Below are 16,261 nucleotides of genomic sequence, written 5' to 3' on the forward strand. Positions count from 1 at the left end.
GTTTTCAATTATCGATTATCCACTTTTTCCGGATACAGGTCGTGGTTCATCAAACGGAATGTAGCCATTTCTTCGAACTTGGTACCTGGTTTCCCGTAGTTACACCATGGATCAATAGAAATACCACCGCGTGGAGTGAATTTTCCCCATACTTCAATATATCTTGGATCTAGAAGCTTAATTAAATCGTTCATGATAATATTGACGCAATCCTCATGGAAATCACCATGATTTCTGAAGCTAAATAAATAGAGTTTAAGAGATTTACTCTCAACAATTTTTTGATTCGGGATGTATGAAATATACATCGTTGCAAAATCGGGCTGATGTGTAAGCGGACAAAGACTAGTAAATTCAGGACAATTAAATTTTACGAAATAATCACGCTCGGGATGAAGATTATCAACTGCTTCCAAAACCTCTGGTGCATATTCAAATGAGTATTGTGTATTTTGATTACCTAATAGTGTTAAATCCTTTAATCCTTCTTCAGCCTTGCGTCCAGACATAAAAAAACCTCCAAGTCAAAATGTATCCCAACACTTTCTTTACAAGAGAGTCCCAGCCATCTTACTACAGCAAACCACAAGGATAAAAAAACAAAAAGCCACGTCCGGTATGGACATGGCGTAGAGTCATGTATCCATAGTTTTTTATAGAGGGTATCAGCTATGAACCTCTCCCGTGTAAGTACGGGTATTATCTTCTTCCATATGATAAAGGACATCAACAAAAACGTCAAATAAAAAATTATGGTTCCTATTTTCATTTTTTTTATGTTATTATACTTACAGCGTAATTCGATAGAGGTTCTAGCACCCCTCGTTAAAAAAACTAAGATGAAGCTGTACTTCTATCTTGGGGTACGGCTTTTTCTATTTTGGAAGGAGTTTCCTTAAATATGTTAAAAAATGAAAAAGCCATTGTCGTATTTAGCGGCGGGCAGGACAGCACTACTTGTTTATTTTGGGCGTTACAACAATTTAAAGAGGTGGAGGCAGTCACCTTCGACTACAATCAACGGCATAGTTTAGAAATTGAATGTGCCAAAAATATAGCCAATGAACTAGGTGTTAGACACCATATATTAGATATGTCTTTATTGAATCAGCTCGCACCCAATGCGTTAACACGCTCTGATATTGAAGTCAAAGAAGGAGAAGATGGTGAACTTCCTTCAACGTTTGTCCCGGGAAGAAATCTTTTGTTCCTTACCTTTGCCGGAGTGTTAGCTCGTCAGGTTGGTGCCAAGCATATAGTGACGGGTGTTTGTGAAACAGATTTCAGCGGCTACCCAGATTGCCGTGATATTTTTATAAAATCACTCAATGTTACCTTAAATCTTTCCATGGATGATAACTTTGTGATTCACACACCGTTAATGTGGTTGAATAAGGAAGAGACATGGGAATTAGCAGATCAATTAAATGCTTTTGAATACGTACGGGAGAATACGTTAACCTGTTACAATGGCGTTATTTCTGACGGCTGTGGAGAATGTCCTGCATGTGTGTTAAGAAAACGCGGACTCGATGACTTTCTAAGTGGGAGGACTCAAAATGTACGGATTTAGAATCGTCGATAAACTGCAGAAAATAGATGAAGACATTCAGCGTAGGGAGTTAAAGTATCATACGAAGCGTGTATTGGTAAGTAAGGAATTTACCTTTGATGCCGCACATCACTTACATTGCTATGAAGGCAAATGCAAGAACCTCCATGGCCACACCTATAAAGTAGTCTTCGGGATTAGCGGCTATGTGGATGAAAGAGGATTAATGATGGATTTTGGGGATATCAAGGAAATTTGGAAAAATGAAATTGAGATTCACTTGGATCATCGATACCTAAATGAAACACTGCCTCCGATGAATACAACCGCTGAAAATATCGTGGTTTGGATTTATGAAAAAATGCAGGAAGCATTAGCTAAGGAAGAGATTAAGGATCAATTTCACGGAGCTAGAGTAGAATTTGTCCGCCTTTTTGAAACGCCTACTAGTTATGCAGAGGCTAGAAGGGAGTGGATGGAGGTATGAGCAGAATTCCCGTTCTAGAAATTTTTGGCCCCACCATCCAAGGCGAGGGGATGGTCGTTGGCCAAGTTACGATGTTTGTTCGAACAGCCGGCTGCGATTATTCCTGCAGCTGGTGTGATTCTGCCTTTACGTGGGACGGCACCGCTAAAGACGACATTATGTTAATGACTGCCGAAGAAATATGGACAGAATTAAAAGCCCTTGGCGGGGACAATTTTTCCTTTGTAACCATCTCTGGGGGAAATCCCGCATTACTCAAAAATCTAGATTCACTGATTGATTTGTTAAAAGAAAATCAGATTTCGATTGGAATTGAAACACAAGGAAGCAGATGGCAGGATTGGTTCTTAAAAATTGATGAACTTACCATTTCTCCTAAACCGCCAAGTTCAACGATGGAAACAAACTTTGAAGTATTAGATTCGATTTTTATTAATCTAGATGAAAACCAGTTTGAAAATAATGTTAGTTTAAAAGTCGTTATTTTCGATGAAGCTGATTTGGAATATGCTAAAATGATTCATAAAAGATACCAAGGCATTCCATTTTACCTTTCGGTTGGTAATGATGATATCACGAATTCAAATAATCAAGACCTGATTCAAAAGCTTCTCCTTAAATACGAGTGGCTAGTTAATCAAGTAGTAGTAGACAACCAATTAAACAATGTTAGAGTGCTTCCTCAATTACATACCCTGCTTTGGGGTAATAAACGTGGAGTTTAAATGACAAGGCTCACCTATAAAAATAGGTGGGCTTTTTTTATCTTGTAGACCATTAATAAAAATACAGTTTATTTTCATTTATTAAATTAAGATGAAGTTTGCTTTAAGAGTAGGTAAATATGCAAAGATTCGACACACACCAAATTAGCAAGACGTTAAAATCGTATAGGTAGCTAAGGAGTAGTAAAAAATCTGGAGGTGACAAGGTATGAAGAATATTCTTCGAACCGCTGTCCAGCAAAGAAGGCAATACCTTATAGATAAACTGCTTAAAATTGGTGTGTTTAAAAAAGAAGATCGACATCTTTATGAATGGACTTTAAGTGACCTGGAAAGGGAATACGAGTATATGGAAACAAATCAAGTTAAGGGTAAGATGGAACAAGAAAACCAACAGCTGCAATAATCAGCTTTAATACTTAGATCAGGAAAAAGCCGGCTGGAAAGTCCGGCTTTTTGCCTTATGGTTTATGTATTTGGTGATCCTAATTCTCCACGGTCTGTCGCCATCGGGGGCTGTTCCATCCATTTATTACGAATCAGGATATTGGAGCCATCCTCTGAATACAATTGGACTTCTAGTGAAAGTCTGTTATACATGACACCCAAATCCATTCGAGGACTTTGAGCTACACCCGTACCGTAATAACCTATACTTAATGTGATTAACCCAGTCGTAAAGAACATCATCAGTTTATCGGAAAATGTGTAGGATGTACTAGATGAAACTTCTGCAGAAAGAACAGCCGGAACAGGGAGGTTACATTCCTCTAATTTTGCGCCAAATGCCTTTATATGTTTCTTTCCAATATCGATTCCTCTAAGAAGAAACTGGGTAACTTCCTTGTCTTTTGCAACTTGACTAAATCCAAGTAAGGTAGCCACACCTAGGATGTTTCGCTGGATGTTTGCATATAGATTGCCTACTTCAGCAACAATTAATGGTCTTTTTTCACCAATAACATCAAAAAGAAAGGCTTGTTTATTAACAAATTCGACTTTTTCACTCGGTATAGCAGGTGACCTTACATAAAGACCTTTTGCCAATAATAGATTCTTTGATAGTTTGTATAACTGCATGGTTTCTGACACGCATTCCATATAATAATCGGTAATGTCTGCTCTTACGGATGAAGCGACACTTGCCGAATAATTGGTTAGACCAATCTTCGCCATTTGATGAATAAATTGAAGTACGAAGCTGTCTGAATAAAGTTTTGGTGCCGATACATCCACATCCTCTTCTAGCTTAAAACCATATGGGACAGCAAACTTTTCTTCATTAAAAAAGGCTGTTAATTTCTCTATATGTGTCTTTGATAATTGTAAAGCAAATTCAACAATCTGTTTAATTTCCGAATCTTCAGCCTTTTCTAAAAAAAATGTCAGTACACAAATACTGCCGCTATCATTCATATATTGTGCCCAAATTTGAGCAAGTTCGGCAGACGTAATTTTTACTTTTCTTTCATTCTCCATTAAATTTCCTCCATAAGTAGAATCCCTATTACCATCATTTCCATAGTTAATGATTATATGTATCAATGGTGTGTCTTTTTTGATTATTGGGCGTTATGAACTAGAAAATGTAAGACTTATTTCTCATTAACTTTAATGGTTTTCGTTTTAAAATGAAGCGATATGTAAAATGATAATGGAGTTAGAAGAGTTGAAGGTGGTAATAAGACGTGGGACGAATGGAACGAAGACAGCAAAGAAATGCGTCAAAATGGGATTGGAAGCAGTTTTTTACAAAAGGAATGGCGAAGAAGTTAATGGTGGCAGGGATTGTTGCTGCCCTATGTGGTCTCCTTATTGTAAATATTTTTATTTGGACGAGCGATGTAAATAAATTAAATAAGCCAGCACCTCAGCCAACGATCATCTATGATCAAAATGGGGAGATAGCGAGTAAGATTTCCAACTCAAGTATCGAAGGCGTAGGGATTAAGCAAATACCAAAGGAAGTCATACACGCAGTAATTGCAACGGAGGACCAGCGTTTTTATAAGCATAATGGTATCAATTACTTTGCAATTATGAAGGCTTTCTTCAAAAATATGTTGAGCGGTGACATTGTTGCAGGCGGTAGTACCGTTACACAGCAACTCGCAAAAAACGTATTTCTCACACATGAACGGACATATACACGTAAGGTCAAGGAGTTAATCATTACGAAAAAGATTGAACGTACTTACTCTAAAGATGAAATCATGGAGAGGTATTTGAATCAGATTTATTTTGGAGAGGGTGCATGGGGAATTCAGCGGGCTGCTAAGACGTACTTTGGAAAAGAAGCAAGTGAATTAACGTTAAGTGAGTCGGCGATGCTTGCTGGATTAATTAAGGCTCCTTCGATTCTTTCACCATTTAAGAATATGGAAAAGTCAGTACAAAGACGAGACCTTGTTTTATCATTAATGGAAAAAGAAGGATATATTACACAAGCAGATGTTAAGAAAGCCAAAGAACAGCCAGTAGTGTTAAATGAAGAAAAAGTCGAAGATGAGTATGATGGCAAATATCCTTATTATGTGGACCATATTATTCAGGAAGCCATGACCAAATATAAGCTTACTAAAAACGAAGTTCTGTCAGGCGGACTTCATATTTTTACAGAATTAAATCCTACTATTCAAAAGGGAACAGAAGAAGTATATCAGAATGATAACTTTTTTCCGGCGAGTCAAAACGATCAATTACTCCAAAGTGGAGCAATTTTCATTGATCCTAAAAGTGGAGGAATTCAAGCACTTGTCGGCGGGCGTGGCCAACATACGTTTTTAGGATTTAATCGGGCGACCCAATTAGTCAGACAGCCAGGTTCTACTATGAAACCATTGGCTGTTTATACTCCAGCATTAGAAGAGGGATATGAAGTCTTTGATTTATTACAGGATAGACCGCTAGACTTTGGAGGATATCAGCCAAAGAATTTCGATTGGCAATATCGAGGCGAGGTAACGATGTATGAGGCCGTTGTGAATTCGTACAATATTCCCCCTGTTTGGTTGTTAAATGAAATTGGGTTACAGCAGGGCACGAAGGCAGTCGAGGAATTTGGAATTCCTTTACAAGAAAAAGATTATGCACTGGGGATTGCCTTAGGTGGTATGCACGAAGGAACCTCTCCTCTAGCGATGGCACAAGCCTATTCCACATTTGCAAATAATGGAACGATGGTGGAGGCACACGCCATTCAAAAAATTGAAGATATAGATGGAAAAGTTATTGCAAAATGGAAAAGTAAATCAACTGCAGTGACCAAACCAGAAGTGGCGCAAAAAATCACCTACATGCTAAGCGGTGTTGTTAAGGAAGGTACTGGGAAGAAAGCCTTCATGGAAGGTCTTGATATTGCAGGAAAAACAGGATCTACCCAGCTGCCATTTGCGAATGAGGGTGGAACAAAGGATCATTGGTTTGTCGGCTATACACCCGATATTGTCGGAGCGGTGTGGTTAGGCTACGATCAAACGGACGAAAATCATTACTTAGGCACATCAAGCAGTGGAACCACTCCAGTAATTTTTAAAGAGATACTGGAGAAATCGAAATCAGTGCTTTCTGATGAAAAATTTGCCTTAACAACCGTTGAGAAAAAATATAAAATTGAAATCAAAAAAATAAAAGAAAAAGAGGAAAAGGTTAGGAAAGAAAAAGAAAAAGAAGAGAAAGAGAAAAATAAAGGCAGAGGGAAGGGTAAGGAAAAGAATAAGGAGAAAAAGGGGAAAAAGGATAAAGAAAGGGATGAAGAAGAGGAAGACGAAGAATGAAGGATATCATTAATATAGGATGGCCGAGCTTTTCTTGAGTTCGGCCGTTTTTGCGTTTTAATGAGGAATGGCGATGAATGACAAAATAGAAGGAATATATCAATTGGTGGCGAAATTTGTATATAATAAAACATTTTAAAGGATGGTGTTAATTATGTATCGTTTTAAAGCCATAGATCACATTCAACTAGCGGCTCCAACGGGTTGTGAGGATTCTGCAAGGAAGTTTTTTATAGATATTTTAGGATTTGAAGAAATGGAAAAACCAGAAGAATTGAAGAAGCGTGGCGGTGTTTGGTTTCGAAATGGACACACACAAGTACATATTGGCGTAGAGGAGCCCTTTGCTCCTGCAAAAAAAGCACATCCTGCATTTGAGGTGGAAAATATTGAAGCTTTGAAAAAACACCTATTGGCAAACGGAGTAGACGTGATTGAAGATCATAACCTTCCGGGGGCAAAACGTTTTTATACAACCGACCCGTTTGGTAATCGTATTGAAATTCTTGAGTGGATTTAATCTATTATTGAGGGGGGAGTGACGTATAAGGCGATAAAACCATTGAAGAATTAGAAGAGATTGAAGGACGAAGAAATTGAATATCGTTAAATTACAGGGCTGTCTTTTCGAATATTTATAAGTGAAATGAATATTAGTTAAAATAGGTATTTTTCTTGAAGACCTTCAAAGATGGAGGGGATGGCTCCTGAAAATTGAATACCAACATATTTTTAGTTTGCCAAGGAAAATTGTCTGGAAGTACATCAAGGATGAAAAGGTACTTGAAAATGCAATTCCTAGCTGCAGGTCATTTGTGCAAAGCTCACCTGGATTATATCAAGCTGAAATCGACATTAACATAGGACCACTAAAAGATGTTTTTACACTCGAGGTTAAGCTGGAAAAAGAACAGGTTTTGTCATATTATCATCTACTTTTGCAGGGAAAAGGTAATTTAGGGGAAATTAGTGGAAATGCGCATTTATTCTTCAAAGATCAACAAGGCAGCACGCAACTCACTATCCAGTCTGAAGTGAAAATCACAGGAGCATTGTCTGGGGCCGCAGAGCGGGTGTTAAAAGGAGGTTCAAACAAGGGGATAGAGAAATTTTTTCTAAGTCTTGAAAAAGAAATTAAAAAAGAAATTTATCTCTTGCGAAAAGGAAAAGGTCGATAACGAGGAAGAGCAACGCATTGAGCGTTGCTTTTTCTGATTTAATCTATTCATGCTTTGGATAATTAGCAAATTCTTTTATTCCAACTATCCAGTCCTTGAAAGTGGCATACTTATTGGCATCAAAGCCAAAGTATTCTTTAATTAAGGTGATTGACTTTTGTTCGTTTTCATGAACGATTCCATCTGAATAGACAAGGCGGAGGATTTCAATTAGAGCAATATGTTTGGAGTGTTCATCTTTAAAAACCTTAAGAATATCATCTATCGCTAAGCCTTTGATGGTATAATCCTCAAGATCCATTTCCTTTTGATACTTTACGATAATCGGATTTTCAAAAACCGAGAATTTGCCATCAATGGTAGCCATTAAATAGGCTAACTCTAGAAACGCTTCTTTCTCCTCTGGTTGAAGCTTTGTCAAAAACATTATGTGTAGCTCCTTTATCAATAATAAATATATAATTATGTTATTAGTCATCTTACCAAGATTAAATACCCTTTGTCTAATGTTAATTGGTTTAAAAAGGAAAATATTGTTTTATAGCGAATAAAATATAGAGTGGTGTAAAAAGGTGATATGTAAGCAATTCACATCCTAGATGGCTAGAATGTGAAAATGGTGACCCTCACCATTTATATCTTATTGAAAGGAGAATAAGGATTGGAAGATAAATTACTTAGGATTGGTACTACATATTTACCAGTTAGCAATGTAGACATTTCATCAGAATGGTATGTAAACAAATTAGGAGCTATTTTAAACTATAAAGATAAAGAAAAAGCCATACTGAATTTTGCCAATCAAAGTTTTTTTCTGGTAAAGGCAAAGGAAAATCAAAGCGCAAATTTCTATAATATGTATGGTGACGAGTGTTTCTCTATCACATTTGAAGTGAATGGACTTCATGCCCTTGAATCCTTTCATCGAGAGTTTAAAGAAATTGAAATTAGAGTCGGAGATATCGAGGACAGAGGACATAGTGGGAGAAACTTTGTTTTCTATGATCCTGATGGAAATAAATTCGATGTGTGGAGTGAACTTAGTCCAATATTTAAAGAAAAGTTTCTTAATAAATAGATAATAATTCATAATTAGTGAAAGCGTTTCTGTATCAGCAGAGGCGTTTTTTTATCGAGAGTTTGACTTCACAGTAATTACCTAAGTAGAATAACCATTTTATTTCCAGTTAATAATAAATACGATATGATCTTTTATTGATAGTGAAAAACGGAGATGATGATGTGCACTTGTTGTTGAATAGCCTGTTTCTCATTGCTGGTGTGAAATGGGGGGACTGGAGGAACTGGAGTAAATATCATTCCACTATTTTATTCTTTTGGTTTGGTGATTTGTTGTATAATTTATTATGTAAAGATTATTTGATGTGGGAGTACAAGGAGACAATATTTGGACAAAATCTTCTGCCTAATCATCTAGCTGTTTCATTATTAATCATGTTTGTTGCGTACCCTGCTACTGTTATCATTTATCTAGGAAATATCCCTAAGGATACAAGTAGAATAGTTTTATGGCTTATTTTCTGGGTGACACTATACTCGTTGGTAGAATACATAAATTTACGTTACCTTAACTTAGTTTCTCATCATAACGGCTGGTCTATGGGATGGTCTGTATTATTCAATTTAATCATATTTTCCATGCTGCTACTGCATTATAAACACCAAGTTGCAGCGTTGCTCCTCTCCATACCAATCATACTATTCTTTGTCATCTTTTTTAAGATTCCCATTAATTAATGAGCAATCGAATATATTTCCGAGGGTTGTAAAAACTAAATGAAAATTGAGGTTAAGGGGATTTAACATGGATTTAATGAAACCAATCAACATAAGCTCAGATAAATTAAGCCCTGATCAGCCATTTACTGCCATCGAATTGGGAAAGCTTTGGGCTGCCTATTTAGGAAATAGTATGTCTAACAAAATTTTGAGCTACTTTCTTAAAAATGTAGAAGATGAACATGTAAAAATTTTATTGGAAAATGGATACAACCTCACAGTGGATTTTATGAAGACCATTGAAAAGTTTTTCACGAATGATAAAGTCGTAATTCCCATAGGATTTACTGAGGAAGACGTTAATCTCGGGGCTCCTAGGTTATTTGAAGACCAATTTTACGTTCATTATTTAAAATATGCTGCAAAGGCTGGACTTAGTTTATATTCGATTGCCATACCATTAACGTTGAGAGAGGATATACGTGAATTTTTTATCCATTGTAACACCACGACCACAATTTTATTAGGGCAGATTAATAACGTATTACTCGAAAAAGGATATATTATAAAGGCTCCTACAATACCTGTGCCGACAAAAGTTGATTTTATCCAAAAGGATAACTATTTGAATGGATTTTTCGGCGATGTTCGAGAACTACATGCATTAGAAATTACACATTTGTACGATAATATTGAAAATAATATTACGAGCAAAGCACTATTGATTGCTTTCAGTCAGGTTGCAAAAAAGGAAAAAGTAAGAACTTACTTTGTAAAAGGGAAAGATATCACAGATAAGGAAATACAGCGTTTTCAGGATAAAATGCATAAAGGAAACTTACCGTTTCCTTCTCAAATTGATCATTTAGTTACGGATTCAACTTTTTCACCTTTTTCTGATCGGATCATGGTTTTCCATAAAGTAGATATGTTTTCAATGAAGATTCGTTCGTTTGCAAATTCAATGGCGGTCAATGGAAGACGCGATATTGGATTAATGTATATGAAATCACTTTCTGAGGTTGCATTATATGTAGAAGACGGGGCAAATATTATGATTGATCATGGTTGGATGGAACAACCACCTAAAGCTTTAGATCGTGTGAATTTGTCTTCAAAATAGTTATGAGTTTTTATTCTGAAGATCCTTTAATCGGAAAGGAAGACTGATATGGAACAAACAAGAATTTCTTTGACAGCCCCAGAAGTTTCTAGTTTATGGACACAATACATGTTTGATTCCATGTCCATTGGTTTTATTAGGTACGCACTGGAACACTTAGAAGACGGAGACATCATAGAAATATATAAAGATTCACTGGAGCTTTCAGAAAGACATGTAGGAAAGGTGAAAGAGTTTTTTAACAGTGAGGGCATTCCCATCCCACAAGGATTTACAAATGAGGATGTAAACATTCATGCCCCTCGACTATTTCAGGATCCTTTTTATTTGTACTATATATACATAATGACCCTTCAAGGACTAACCGGCTACTCCCTATCCGTTGGGACTTCTATTCGAGCAGACCTTCGTAAATACTTTATTTCTTGTAATACTGAAACCATGATGCTCTTTGAGAAAACGATTGATACGATGCTAACGAAAGGACTATATTCAAGGCCAGCCGTCCTTACCCCTGCTGAAAATATCGACTTTATTAAACACCAAAGCTTCTTAACAGGTTGGTTTGGTGAGAAACGTCCATTAACGGGGATTGAAATAGGGGATATTACCTTTAATATGAACAAAATGAATATGCATGTCGCATTAAAGGTCGGGTTTAGCCAAGTGGCTGCATCGAAAAAAGTAAGGCAATTTATAAATAGGGGAATGGAAATCTCTAATAAACATATCGCTGCCTTTGGAAAAATCTTTCGTGAAGAAATGTTAAATTCACCGATGTCATGGCAATCTCATGTAACAAGTTCCACCACATCGCCCTTTTCAGATAAATGGTTGATGTATCAGGTTCAACTATCTTCCCAAATTGCTATTGCCTTCTATGGAACGGCTTTGAGTGTGACCTCTAGAGCTGACATTGCAGAAAAATATATCGTCATGATAAGTGAACTTGTCAGATATGCTGAAGATGGTGCTAATCTAATGATAGAAAATGGTTGGATGGAAGAGCCGCCAAAAGCAAGTGACCGTAGGGCCCTATCCAAAGGAAATAAGGAAGGTATTGAAAGTAATCATCATGATAAATAAAAAAGCTGAAATATCTCAGGGGATAGATACCTAATCTATCCCCTGAGATATTTTTTTAAAAAAAAGGTAAATAACTCATGAAGGTAGAATATTAGAGTGTGAAAAGTCACAATTAATAAACTGAGGTGTTCATGAATGCTAACGAAAGAAAAATTAAATGAAATAAAAATGCTTCAAGAGATTTGTGAGAAAGAAGGCAGGCTTCAGTTAAAGCTAAATGATGACATGCTGGAAAGCAGGTCTGAGAATCGTAAAGAAGACTTTTTCCATTATGAAAATGGCCAACTTGTTGGTTTTCTTGGAAGCTATTATTTTGGAAGTAAGGTTGAGATTTGCGGGATGGTACACCCGGATAATCGAAGAAGAGGGATATTTTCAAAGCTATTAGATGAAGCACTAGAAGAAGCGAAGAAACGAGAAGCAAGAACCATTTTGTTAAATGCTCCGACCGAATCTCAATCTGCGAAGGAGTTTTTAAAGAGCATCCCTTGCGACTTGTCGATGGTTGAGTACCAAATGAAATGGCAAAAATCAGAGATAGCTGATAATCATTCTGTTACGGTAAGACCCTCTATTTCCGAGGAAGACTTTGAGGCGGAAATACAACTTGATGTTCAGTGCTTTGGGGTAAATGAAAAGGAAGCACGTCAGTATAAGGAGGAAACGAAAGACCTGAATACGGATCTCAGATTAATAATTGAAGCAGAAGGAAGAATTGTTGGGAAAATAAGACTTTCCGAAATGAATGGTGAGTCTTGGATATATGGTTTCTCCATTTTTCCAGAGTTCCAAGGGAAGGGGATTGGCAGAAAAGCCCTTTCCAAAGTAGTGAAAATGGAGGATGAAAAAGGGTTGTCTATCTTTCTAGAGGTTGAGGCAAAAAATGATCATGCACTAAAACTCTATGAATCATGTGGATTTAGAAGCTTTCATTCACAGGATTACTATAAATTAATTCACTAACAGAAGGGGGGAATTTCCCCTTCTGGATCACTTTTCCTCTCTTTTTTTAAAAAAAAGTAGAGACAATTGTAAACGTTTACATTATAATAATAGTAAGAACTAGGAGAGGGGAACTAAATCATGGAACTTTTATTAAAACAATGTGAACATAACCAGTCAGAAGAACCTTGTGAAGAGTGTGCCCCAGATAAAGATAGTGAAGATAATATGGATTTATATGAGTATGATTATAATAAAAGAATTTGGTTTTAGAGCAAACTACAGCCAATTCAGCTGAAAATGATTTAATAATAGTGATAACAGAGCTGTCAAAATGACAGCTTATTTTTTCGTTAAAAAAAGTGAAATGAAAATCATGCCCGGAATCTTTGCTTAATGAAGGTAATGCTTTAACTGCTCAATCTGTCTTCGACTCGTATCAATGACTTCTTCCGCAAGCTGCCTGCTTTTGGGATCTAGGTCGCCACGCACAAGTTCCTCAGAATATTGTACTCCGTATTGATCTAAGCCCTTCAAAGCATCCTCAATTATTTCATGTGTATCATCCGGGAGCATCACATTGTGCATAAAACTATGCATCGATCCTGAGAATCCCTCACCGTCTGCAGGAACGCCTCCTAAATCTTGAATCCGCTGTGCAAGTTTTTGTGCATTCGACTTTACATCCTGCTGCATGGATTGAAAGACTTGCTTTAATTCTTCCTTTTTAACCTTATGGATATAGTGTTCAAAAGAACGAATCCCCATATATGTGCCTCTTAATAAAGTATTTAATTCCTCAACAATAACTTCATTTGACATTTTCACACATCCTTTCATTCTATTTTGACACGGTGATAGGCTTTTTTATTCGAGATTTTGGCGTAAATCATCGATAATAATAAATGAGAAGGCAGCTGAAGTACGTAATGACCCGTATGAGCTGACGATTCTTGGTAAGGATAAGAAGGAAATTAATTAAAAATAGTTAATGAAAAGGACCAAAGCTGGTCCTTTTGTTTATTTTTTAAAGACGTGTTGTCCAATTTCTAAAGTAGTTGCTCTTGAATCTAGCCATCTGCTGGTAGCAATAGCAGGATTGTAGAAAAATAGGGCCCCAGGGGCAAATTGCCTTTTATCCGTAAGAGCTGCCTTTACAGCTTGAATCGACTCCTCATCAGCAGGTTTATCAATTTGACCATTTTTTACTGGTTGAAATTGACCAGGAGCATAAATGACATCTTTAATGCTGTCGGGAAATTGAGCACTTTCGACTCTGTTCAGTACTACACAAGCTACTGCAATTTTCCCTTCTAAAGGTTCGGTTTGTGCCTCAGCTCTTACCAATCTCGCCAGTAAATCGACTTCAGAATCTGAGAGACTGGTGTTGTTAACAGACTCTTTTTGGATTGATTCATTGGTTATAGTAGATTTAGCAGGAGTATTAATGTTTTGACCTATGTAAATGAGATTTAAATTTGAAATTTGTGGATTCATATCTGCTAGTTCTTGTAAGGTGACATGATGATCTCTTGCTATACTTGACATCGTGTCCCCAGACTTTACGTCATATGCAAAAGCAGGGGTAGCAAATAGTAGGGTGGCAGTCAAAGTAAGGAACGTAATAAGTTTTTTCATAATTCTAGTCCTCCAAGTTGGTTTAAAGTATTTAAATCTATTACTATGAAGTGAAAAAATAGAATAGTATTACAGTTAAGTTACATGGATAAGTCAATTAGAAGTCTACCGATTGGGATTTAATACCATTTTAGTAGAGTTTGAAATAGAATTTAATAGATTGTTTGGAGAGAAATGGGAAAGTGTTTCTCATGAAACTTACATACCCATATGAATCGTTTATTTGGAAGCTAGAAAGGATAAATTAGGTAAGCATAGACACTCACTCGGAGCAAATAAGTTTGTTTCCTTTATTTCTATTGTTACTATAGAAATATACCCTTTAACAAAGAAAGGACTTTATAAATAATGGGAACTATTAACATACCTGTATCAGTATTAAATCTCGCACCAATCCGTGAAGGTCAAAATTCACAGCAAGCGATAGAGGAAATGGTGAGTCTAGCTCAAGCAACGGAGGCAATGGGATATAAACGCTACTGGATTGCTGAGCACCATAATTCTCCGACGCTTGTTAGTTCAGCAACGGCAATATTAATCAAACATACACTGGAGCATACCCAAACCATTAAGGTGGGTTCTGGCGGAATCATGCTGCCAAACCATTCGCCGCTTGTCGTAGCGGAACAATTTGGTACGCTGGCAACAATTTATCCAAATCGAGTAGAGCTTGGACTTGGACGTGCTCCTGGAACCGATATGATGACAGCCAGTGCATTAAGACGTTCAAAAAATGATTCCGTTTATACCTTTCCAGAGGATGTTCAGGCATTACTTACTTATTTTGGGCCGGAGGAGAACCAAGGATATGTAAGAGCCTATCCAGGAGTAGAAACCAATGTTCCACTTTATATTCTAGGTTCTTCCACAGATTCGGCTTATTTAGCAGCAAGCTTAGGATTGCCATATGTATTTGCTTCACATTTTGCACCTAAATTCATGGGTGAAGCGATTTCAATTTATAGAGAGAGGTTCCAGCCTTCTGAGTATCTAGATAAGCCTTATATGATGGTTTGTCTAAATGTCATTGCAGCAGAGAGTGATGAAGAAGCGAAATACCAACAAACCACGATGCAGCAGTTTTTCCTAAATGTGGTTCGGGGTACACGTAATCCTTTACAGCCCCCTGTTGAAAGTATGGACGGTATTTGGAACCCGATGGAGGAAGAAATGGCGAAGTCCATGTCCAGCGTGACTTTGTTAGGTAATAAAGATACCATTCGTCAGCAGCTAACAAGCTTCCAAGATCGCTATGCTGTGGATGAAATTATGGCAGTTTCTTACATTTATGATTCGGAAAAACAAAAACGTTCGTATGAACTATTTAAAGAAGTTGTAGAGGGGAAGTAAGTTACTTTACTTACCAACCATTCATTCACGTCACCACCCATTGTCTCATAGGATACAGTAACGAATGCGGGGTGATTTGGGTGAATAAATGGGTGAAAGCCGGTATTTTACTATATCTTTCACTACTGTTTTTCGGGAGTTTCCTAGCTATTGGTGTAGTTTGGACAGGAGCATTAGACGAAAAGTTACCCTTTATTGAGGATATCAAAATTTTCTTGTATTACTTCTTCGCTGGTTCCGTCGGAGGTTCACTGCGGCATTTATATATGTTTTGTTCCCACTATATGAAAGACGAATTGAATGACTATCGACTATGGATTATGTACATCTTCTATCCTATATTCGCCACCGGAACAGCGGTAGTAGCAGTCACCTTAATTCAAAGCGGAATCCTACTAATCGATTTCGTCGACTTTGAGGACACTCCATATGCACAAATAAGCTTCGCCTTCTTCGTAGGCTTTGGATTTAATCGCTTCGTAAACAAATTAAACGCACTATCCAAAGACATATTCAAAACCAATAAACAGGAAACCATAAACACCGAAGAAAAAAATGAAAAAGAAGCCAGAGTCCAATAAAAAATGGATTCTGGCTTCTTTTACTTTACGGTGACAGGCACCATTTATACATTTTTAGCTATTTATGCAGCTTTTTTTGTATA

20 protein-coding genes and 1 riboswitch are annotated in these 16,261 nt (G+C 36.9%); of the genes, 15 read left to right on the forward strand and 5 right to left on the reverse strand.

The window, feature by feature from the left end:
- Positions 1–8 precede the first annotated feature (8 nt).
- Positions 9–509, reverse strand: coding sequence for a preQ(1) synthase (gene queF, locus M3189_RS05070; RefSeq protein ID WP_251632685.1), 501 nt, complete (start codon positions 507–509; stop codon positions 9–11).
- Positions 510–639: 130 nt separating this feature from the next.
- Positions 640–686: riboswitch (PreQ1 riboswitch) on the reverse strand.
- A gap of 215 nt (positions 687–901) precedes the next feature.
- Between queF and queC the strand changes: the two genes are divergently transcribed.
- The 4 genes from queC (at position 902) to M3189_RS05090 (ending at position 3,170) form a co-directional block, all read left to right on the forward strand.
- Positions 902–1,573, forward strand: coding sequence for a 7-cyano-7-deazaguanine synthase QueC (queC, locus tag M3189_RS05075; protein ID WP_251632686.1), 672 nt, complete (start codon positions 902–904; stop codon positions 1,571–1,573).
- Positions 1,560–2,039 (forward strand): 6-carboxytetrahydropterin synthase QueD, encoded by a 480-nt coding sequence (gene queD, locus M3189_RS05080; protein ID WP_251632687.1) that lies wholly within the window; start codon positions 1,560–1,562, stop codon positions 2,037–2,039. The genes queC and queD overlap by 14 nt, the downstream gene beginning before the upstream one ends.
- Positions 2,036–2,764: a 7-carboxy-7-deazaguanine synthase QueE gene (queE, locus tag M3189_RS05085; protein WP_251632688.1), complete on the forward strand. Its 729-nt coding sequence runs from the start codon at positions 2,036–2,038 to the stop codon at positions 2,762–2,764. The genes queD and queE overlap by 4 nt, the downstream gene beginning before the upstream one ends.
- 208 nt (positions 2,765–2,972) lie before the next feature.
- Positions 2,973–3,170 carry a Fur-regulated basic protein FbpA gene (locus M3189_RS05090; protein WP_251632689.1) on the forward strand — a complete coding sequence of 66 codons (198 nt, stop codon included), beginning with the start codon at positions 2,973–2,975 and terminating at the stop codon, positions 3,168–3,170.
- Between the two features lie 62 nt (positions 3,171–3,232).
- Here M3189_RS05090 and M3189_RS05095 read toward each other — a convergent pair whose 3' ends face one another.
- The gene (locus tag M3189_RS05095; protein ID WP_251632690.1) at positions 3,233–4,243 is read right to left on the reverse strand and encodes a DUF3231 family protein; all 1,011 of its coding nucleotides are present in this window, start codon (positions 4,241–4,243) and stop codon (positions 3,233–3,235) included.
- Positions 4,244–4,461: 218 nt separating this feature from the next.
- On the opposite strand from M3189_RS05095, the gene M3189_RS05100 reads away from it, so the two are divergent.
- The 3 genes from M3189_RS05100 to M3189_RS05110 all read left to right on the forward strand — a co-directional run bounded on the left by M3189_RS05100 (position 4,462) and on the right by M3189_RS05110 (position 7,718).
- Positions 4,462–6,540 (forward strand): transglycosylase domain-containing protein, encoded by a 2,079-nt coding sequence (locus M3189_RS05100; protein WP_251632691.1) that lies wholly within the window; start codon positions 4,462–4,464, stop codon positions 6,538–6,540.
- Positions 6,541–6,691: 151 nt separating this feature from the next.
- Positions 6,692–7,060, forward strand: coding sequence for a VOC family protein (locus tag M3189_RS05105; protein WP_251632995.1), 369 nt, complete (start codon positions 6,692–6,694; stop codon positions 7,058–7,060).
- 217 nt (positions 7,061–7,277) lie between these two features.
- On the forward strand, positions 7,278–7,718 hold the full coding sequence (locus M3189_RS05110) for an SRPBCC domain-containing protein (protein ID WP_251632692.1): 441 nt from the start codon (positions 7,278–7,280) through the stop codon (positions 7,716–7,718).
- Positions 7,719–7,761: 43 nt separating this feature from the next.
- Here the strand turns inward: M3189_RS05110 and M3189_RS05115 are convergent, their stop codons facing one another.
- The gene (locus M3189_RS05115; RefSeq protein WP_251632693.1) at positions 7,762–8,145 is read right to left on the reverse strand and encodes a hypothetical protein; all 384 of its coding nucleotides are present in this window, start codon (positions 8,143–8,145) and stop codon (positions 7,762–7,764) included.
- A 234-nt stretch (positions 8,146–8,379) separates the two neighbouring features.
- Between M3189_RS05115 and M3189_RS05120 the strand changes: the two genes are divergently transcribed.
- From M3189_RS05120 to M3189_RS26850, 6 genes are all read left to right on the forward strand, one after another.
- Positions 8,380–8,796, forward strand: coding sequence for a VOC family protein (locus tag M3189_RS05120; protein WP_251632694.1), 417 nt, complete (start codon positions 8,380–8,382; stop codon positions 8,794–8,796).
- 164 nt (positions 8,797–8,960) lie between these two features.
- Positions 8,961–9,476, forward strand: a complete 516-nt coding sequence (locus M3189_RS05125) for a CBO0543 family protein (RefSeq protein ID WP_251632996.1) — start codon at positions 8,961–8,963, stop codon at positions 9,474–9,476.
- A 67-nt stretch (positions 9,477–9,543) separates the two neighbouring features.
- A complete protein-coding gene (locus M3189_RS05130; protein ID WP_251632695.1) occupies positions 9,544–10,581 on the forward strand; it encodes a DUF3231 family protein in 1,038 nt (345 codons plus the stop codon).
- Between the two features lie 48 nt (positions 10,582–10,629).
- Complete coding sequence (locus tag M3189_RS05135) at positions 10,630–11,667, forward strand: DUF3231 family protein (protein ID WP_251632696.1); 1,038 nt, start codon at positions 10,630–10,632, stop codon at positions 11,665–11,667.
- 135 nt (positions 11,668–11,802) lie between these two features.
- The gene (locus tag M3189_RS05140) at positions 11,803–12,630 is read left to right on the forward strand and encodes a GNAT family N-acetyltransferase (protein ID WP_251632697.1); all 828 of its coding nucleotides are present in this window, start codon (positions 11,803–11,805) and stop codon (positions 12,628–12,630) included.
- A gap of 120 nt (positions 12,631–12,750) precedes the next feature.
- Positions 12,751–12,882, forward strand: a complete 132-nt coding sequence (locus M3189_RS26850; protein WP_285889395.1) for a hypothetical protein — start codon at positions 12,751–12,753, stop codon at positions 12,880–12,882.
- 120 nt (positions 12,883–13,002) lie between these two features.
- Here M3189_RS26850 and M3189_RS05145 read toward each other — a convergent pair whose 3' ends face one another.
- Positions 13,003–13,431: a DUF2383 domain-containing protein gene (locus M3189_RS05145; RefSeq protein ID WP_251632698.1), complete on the reverse strand. Its 429-nt coding sequence runs from the start codon at positions 13,429–13,431 to the stop codon at positions 13,003–13,005.
- 198 nt (positions 13,432–13,629) lie between these two features.
- Positions 13,630–14,247, reverse strand: coding sequence for a cell wall hydrolase (locus tag M3189_RS05150; RefSeq protein ID WP_251632699.1), 618 nt, complete (start codon positions 14,245–14,247; stop codon positions 13,630–13,632).
- A gap of 348 nt (positions 14,248–14,595) precedes the next feature.
- Between M3189_RS05150 and M3189_RS05155 the strand changes: the two genes are divergently transcribed.
- The gene (locus M3189_RS05155; RefSeq protein WP_251632700.1) at positions 14,596–15,597 is read left to right on the forward strand and encodes an LLM class flavin-dependent oxidoreductase; all 1,002 of its coding nucleotides are present in this window, start codon (positions 14,596–14,598) and stop codon (positions 15,595–15,597) included.
- 80 nt (positions 15,598–15,677) lie between these two features.
- Complete coding sequence (locus tag M3189_RS05160; protein WP_251632701.1) at positions 15,678–16,178, forward strand: hypothetical protein; 501 nt, start codon at positions 15,678–15,680, stop codon at positions 16,176–16,178.
- Positions 16,179–16,261 lie beyond the last annotated feature (83 nt).

Source organism: Neobacillus niacini (assembly GCF_023715415.1).
In the GTDB taxonomy this organism is placed as follows: domain Bacteria; phylum Bacillota; class Bacilli; order Bacillales; family Cytobacillaceae; genus Neobacillus; species Neobacillus niacini_C.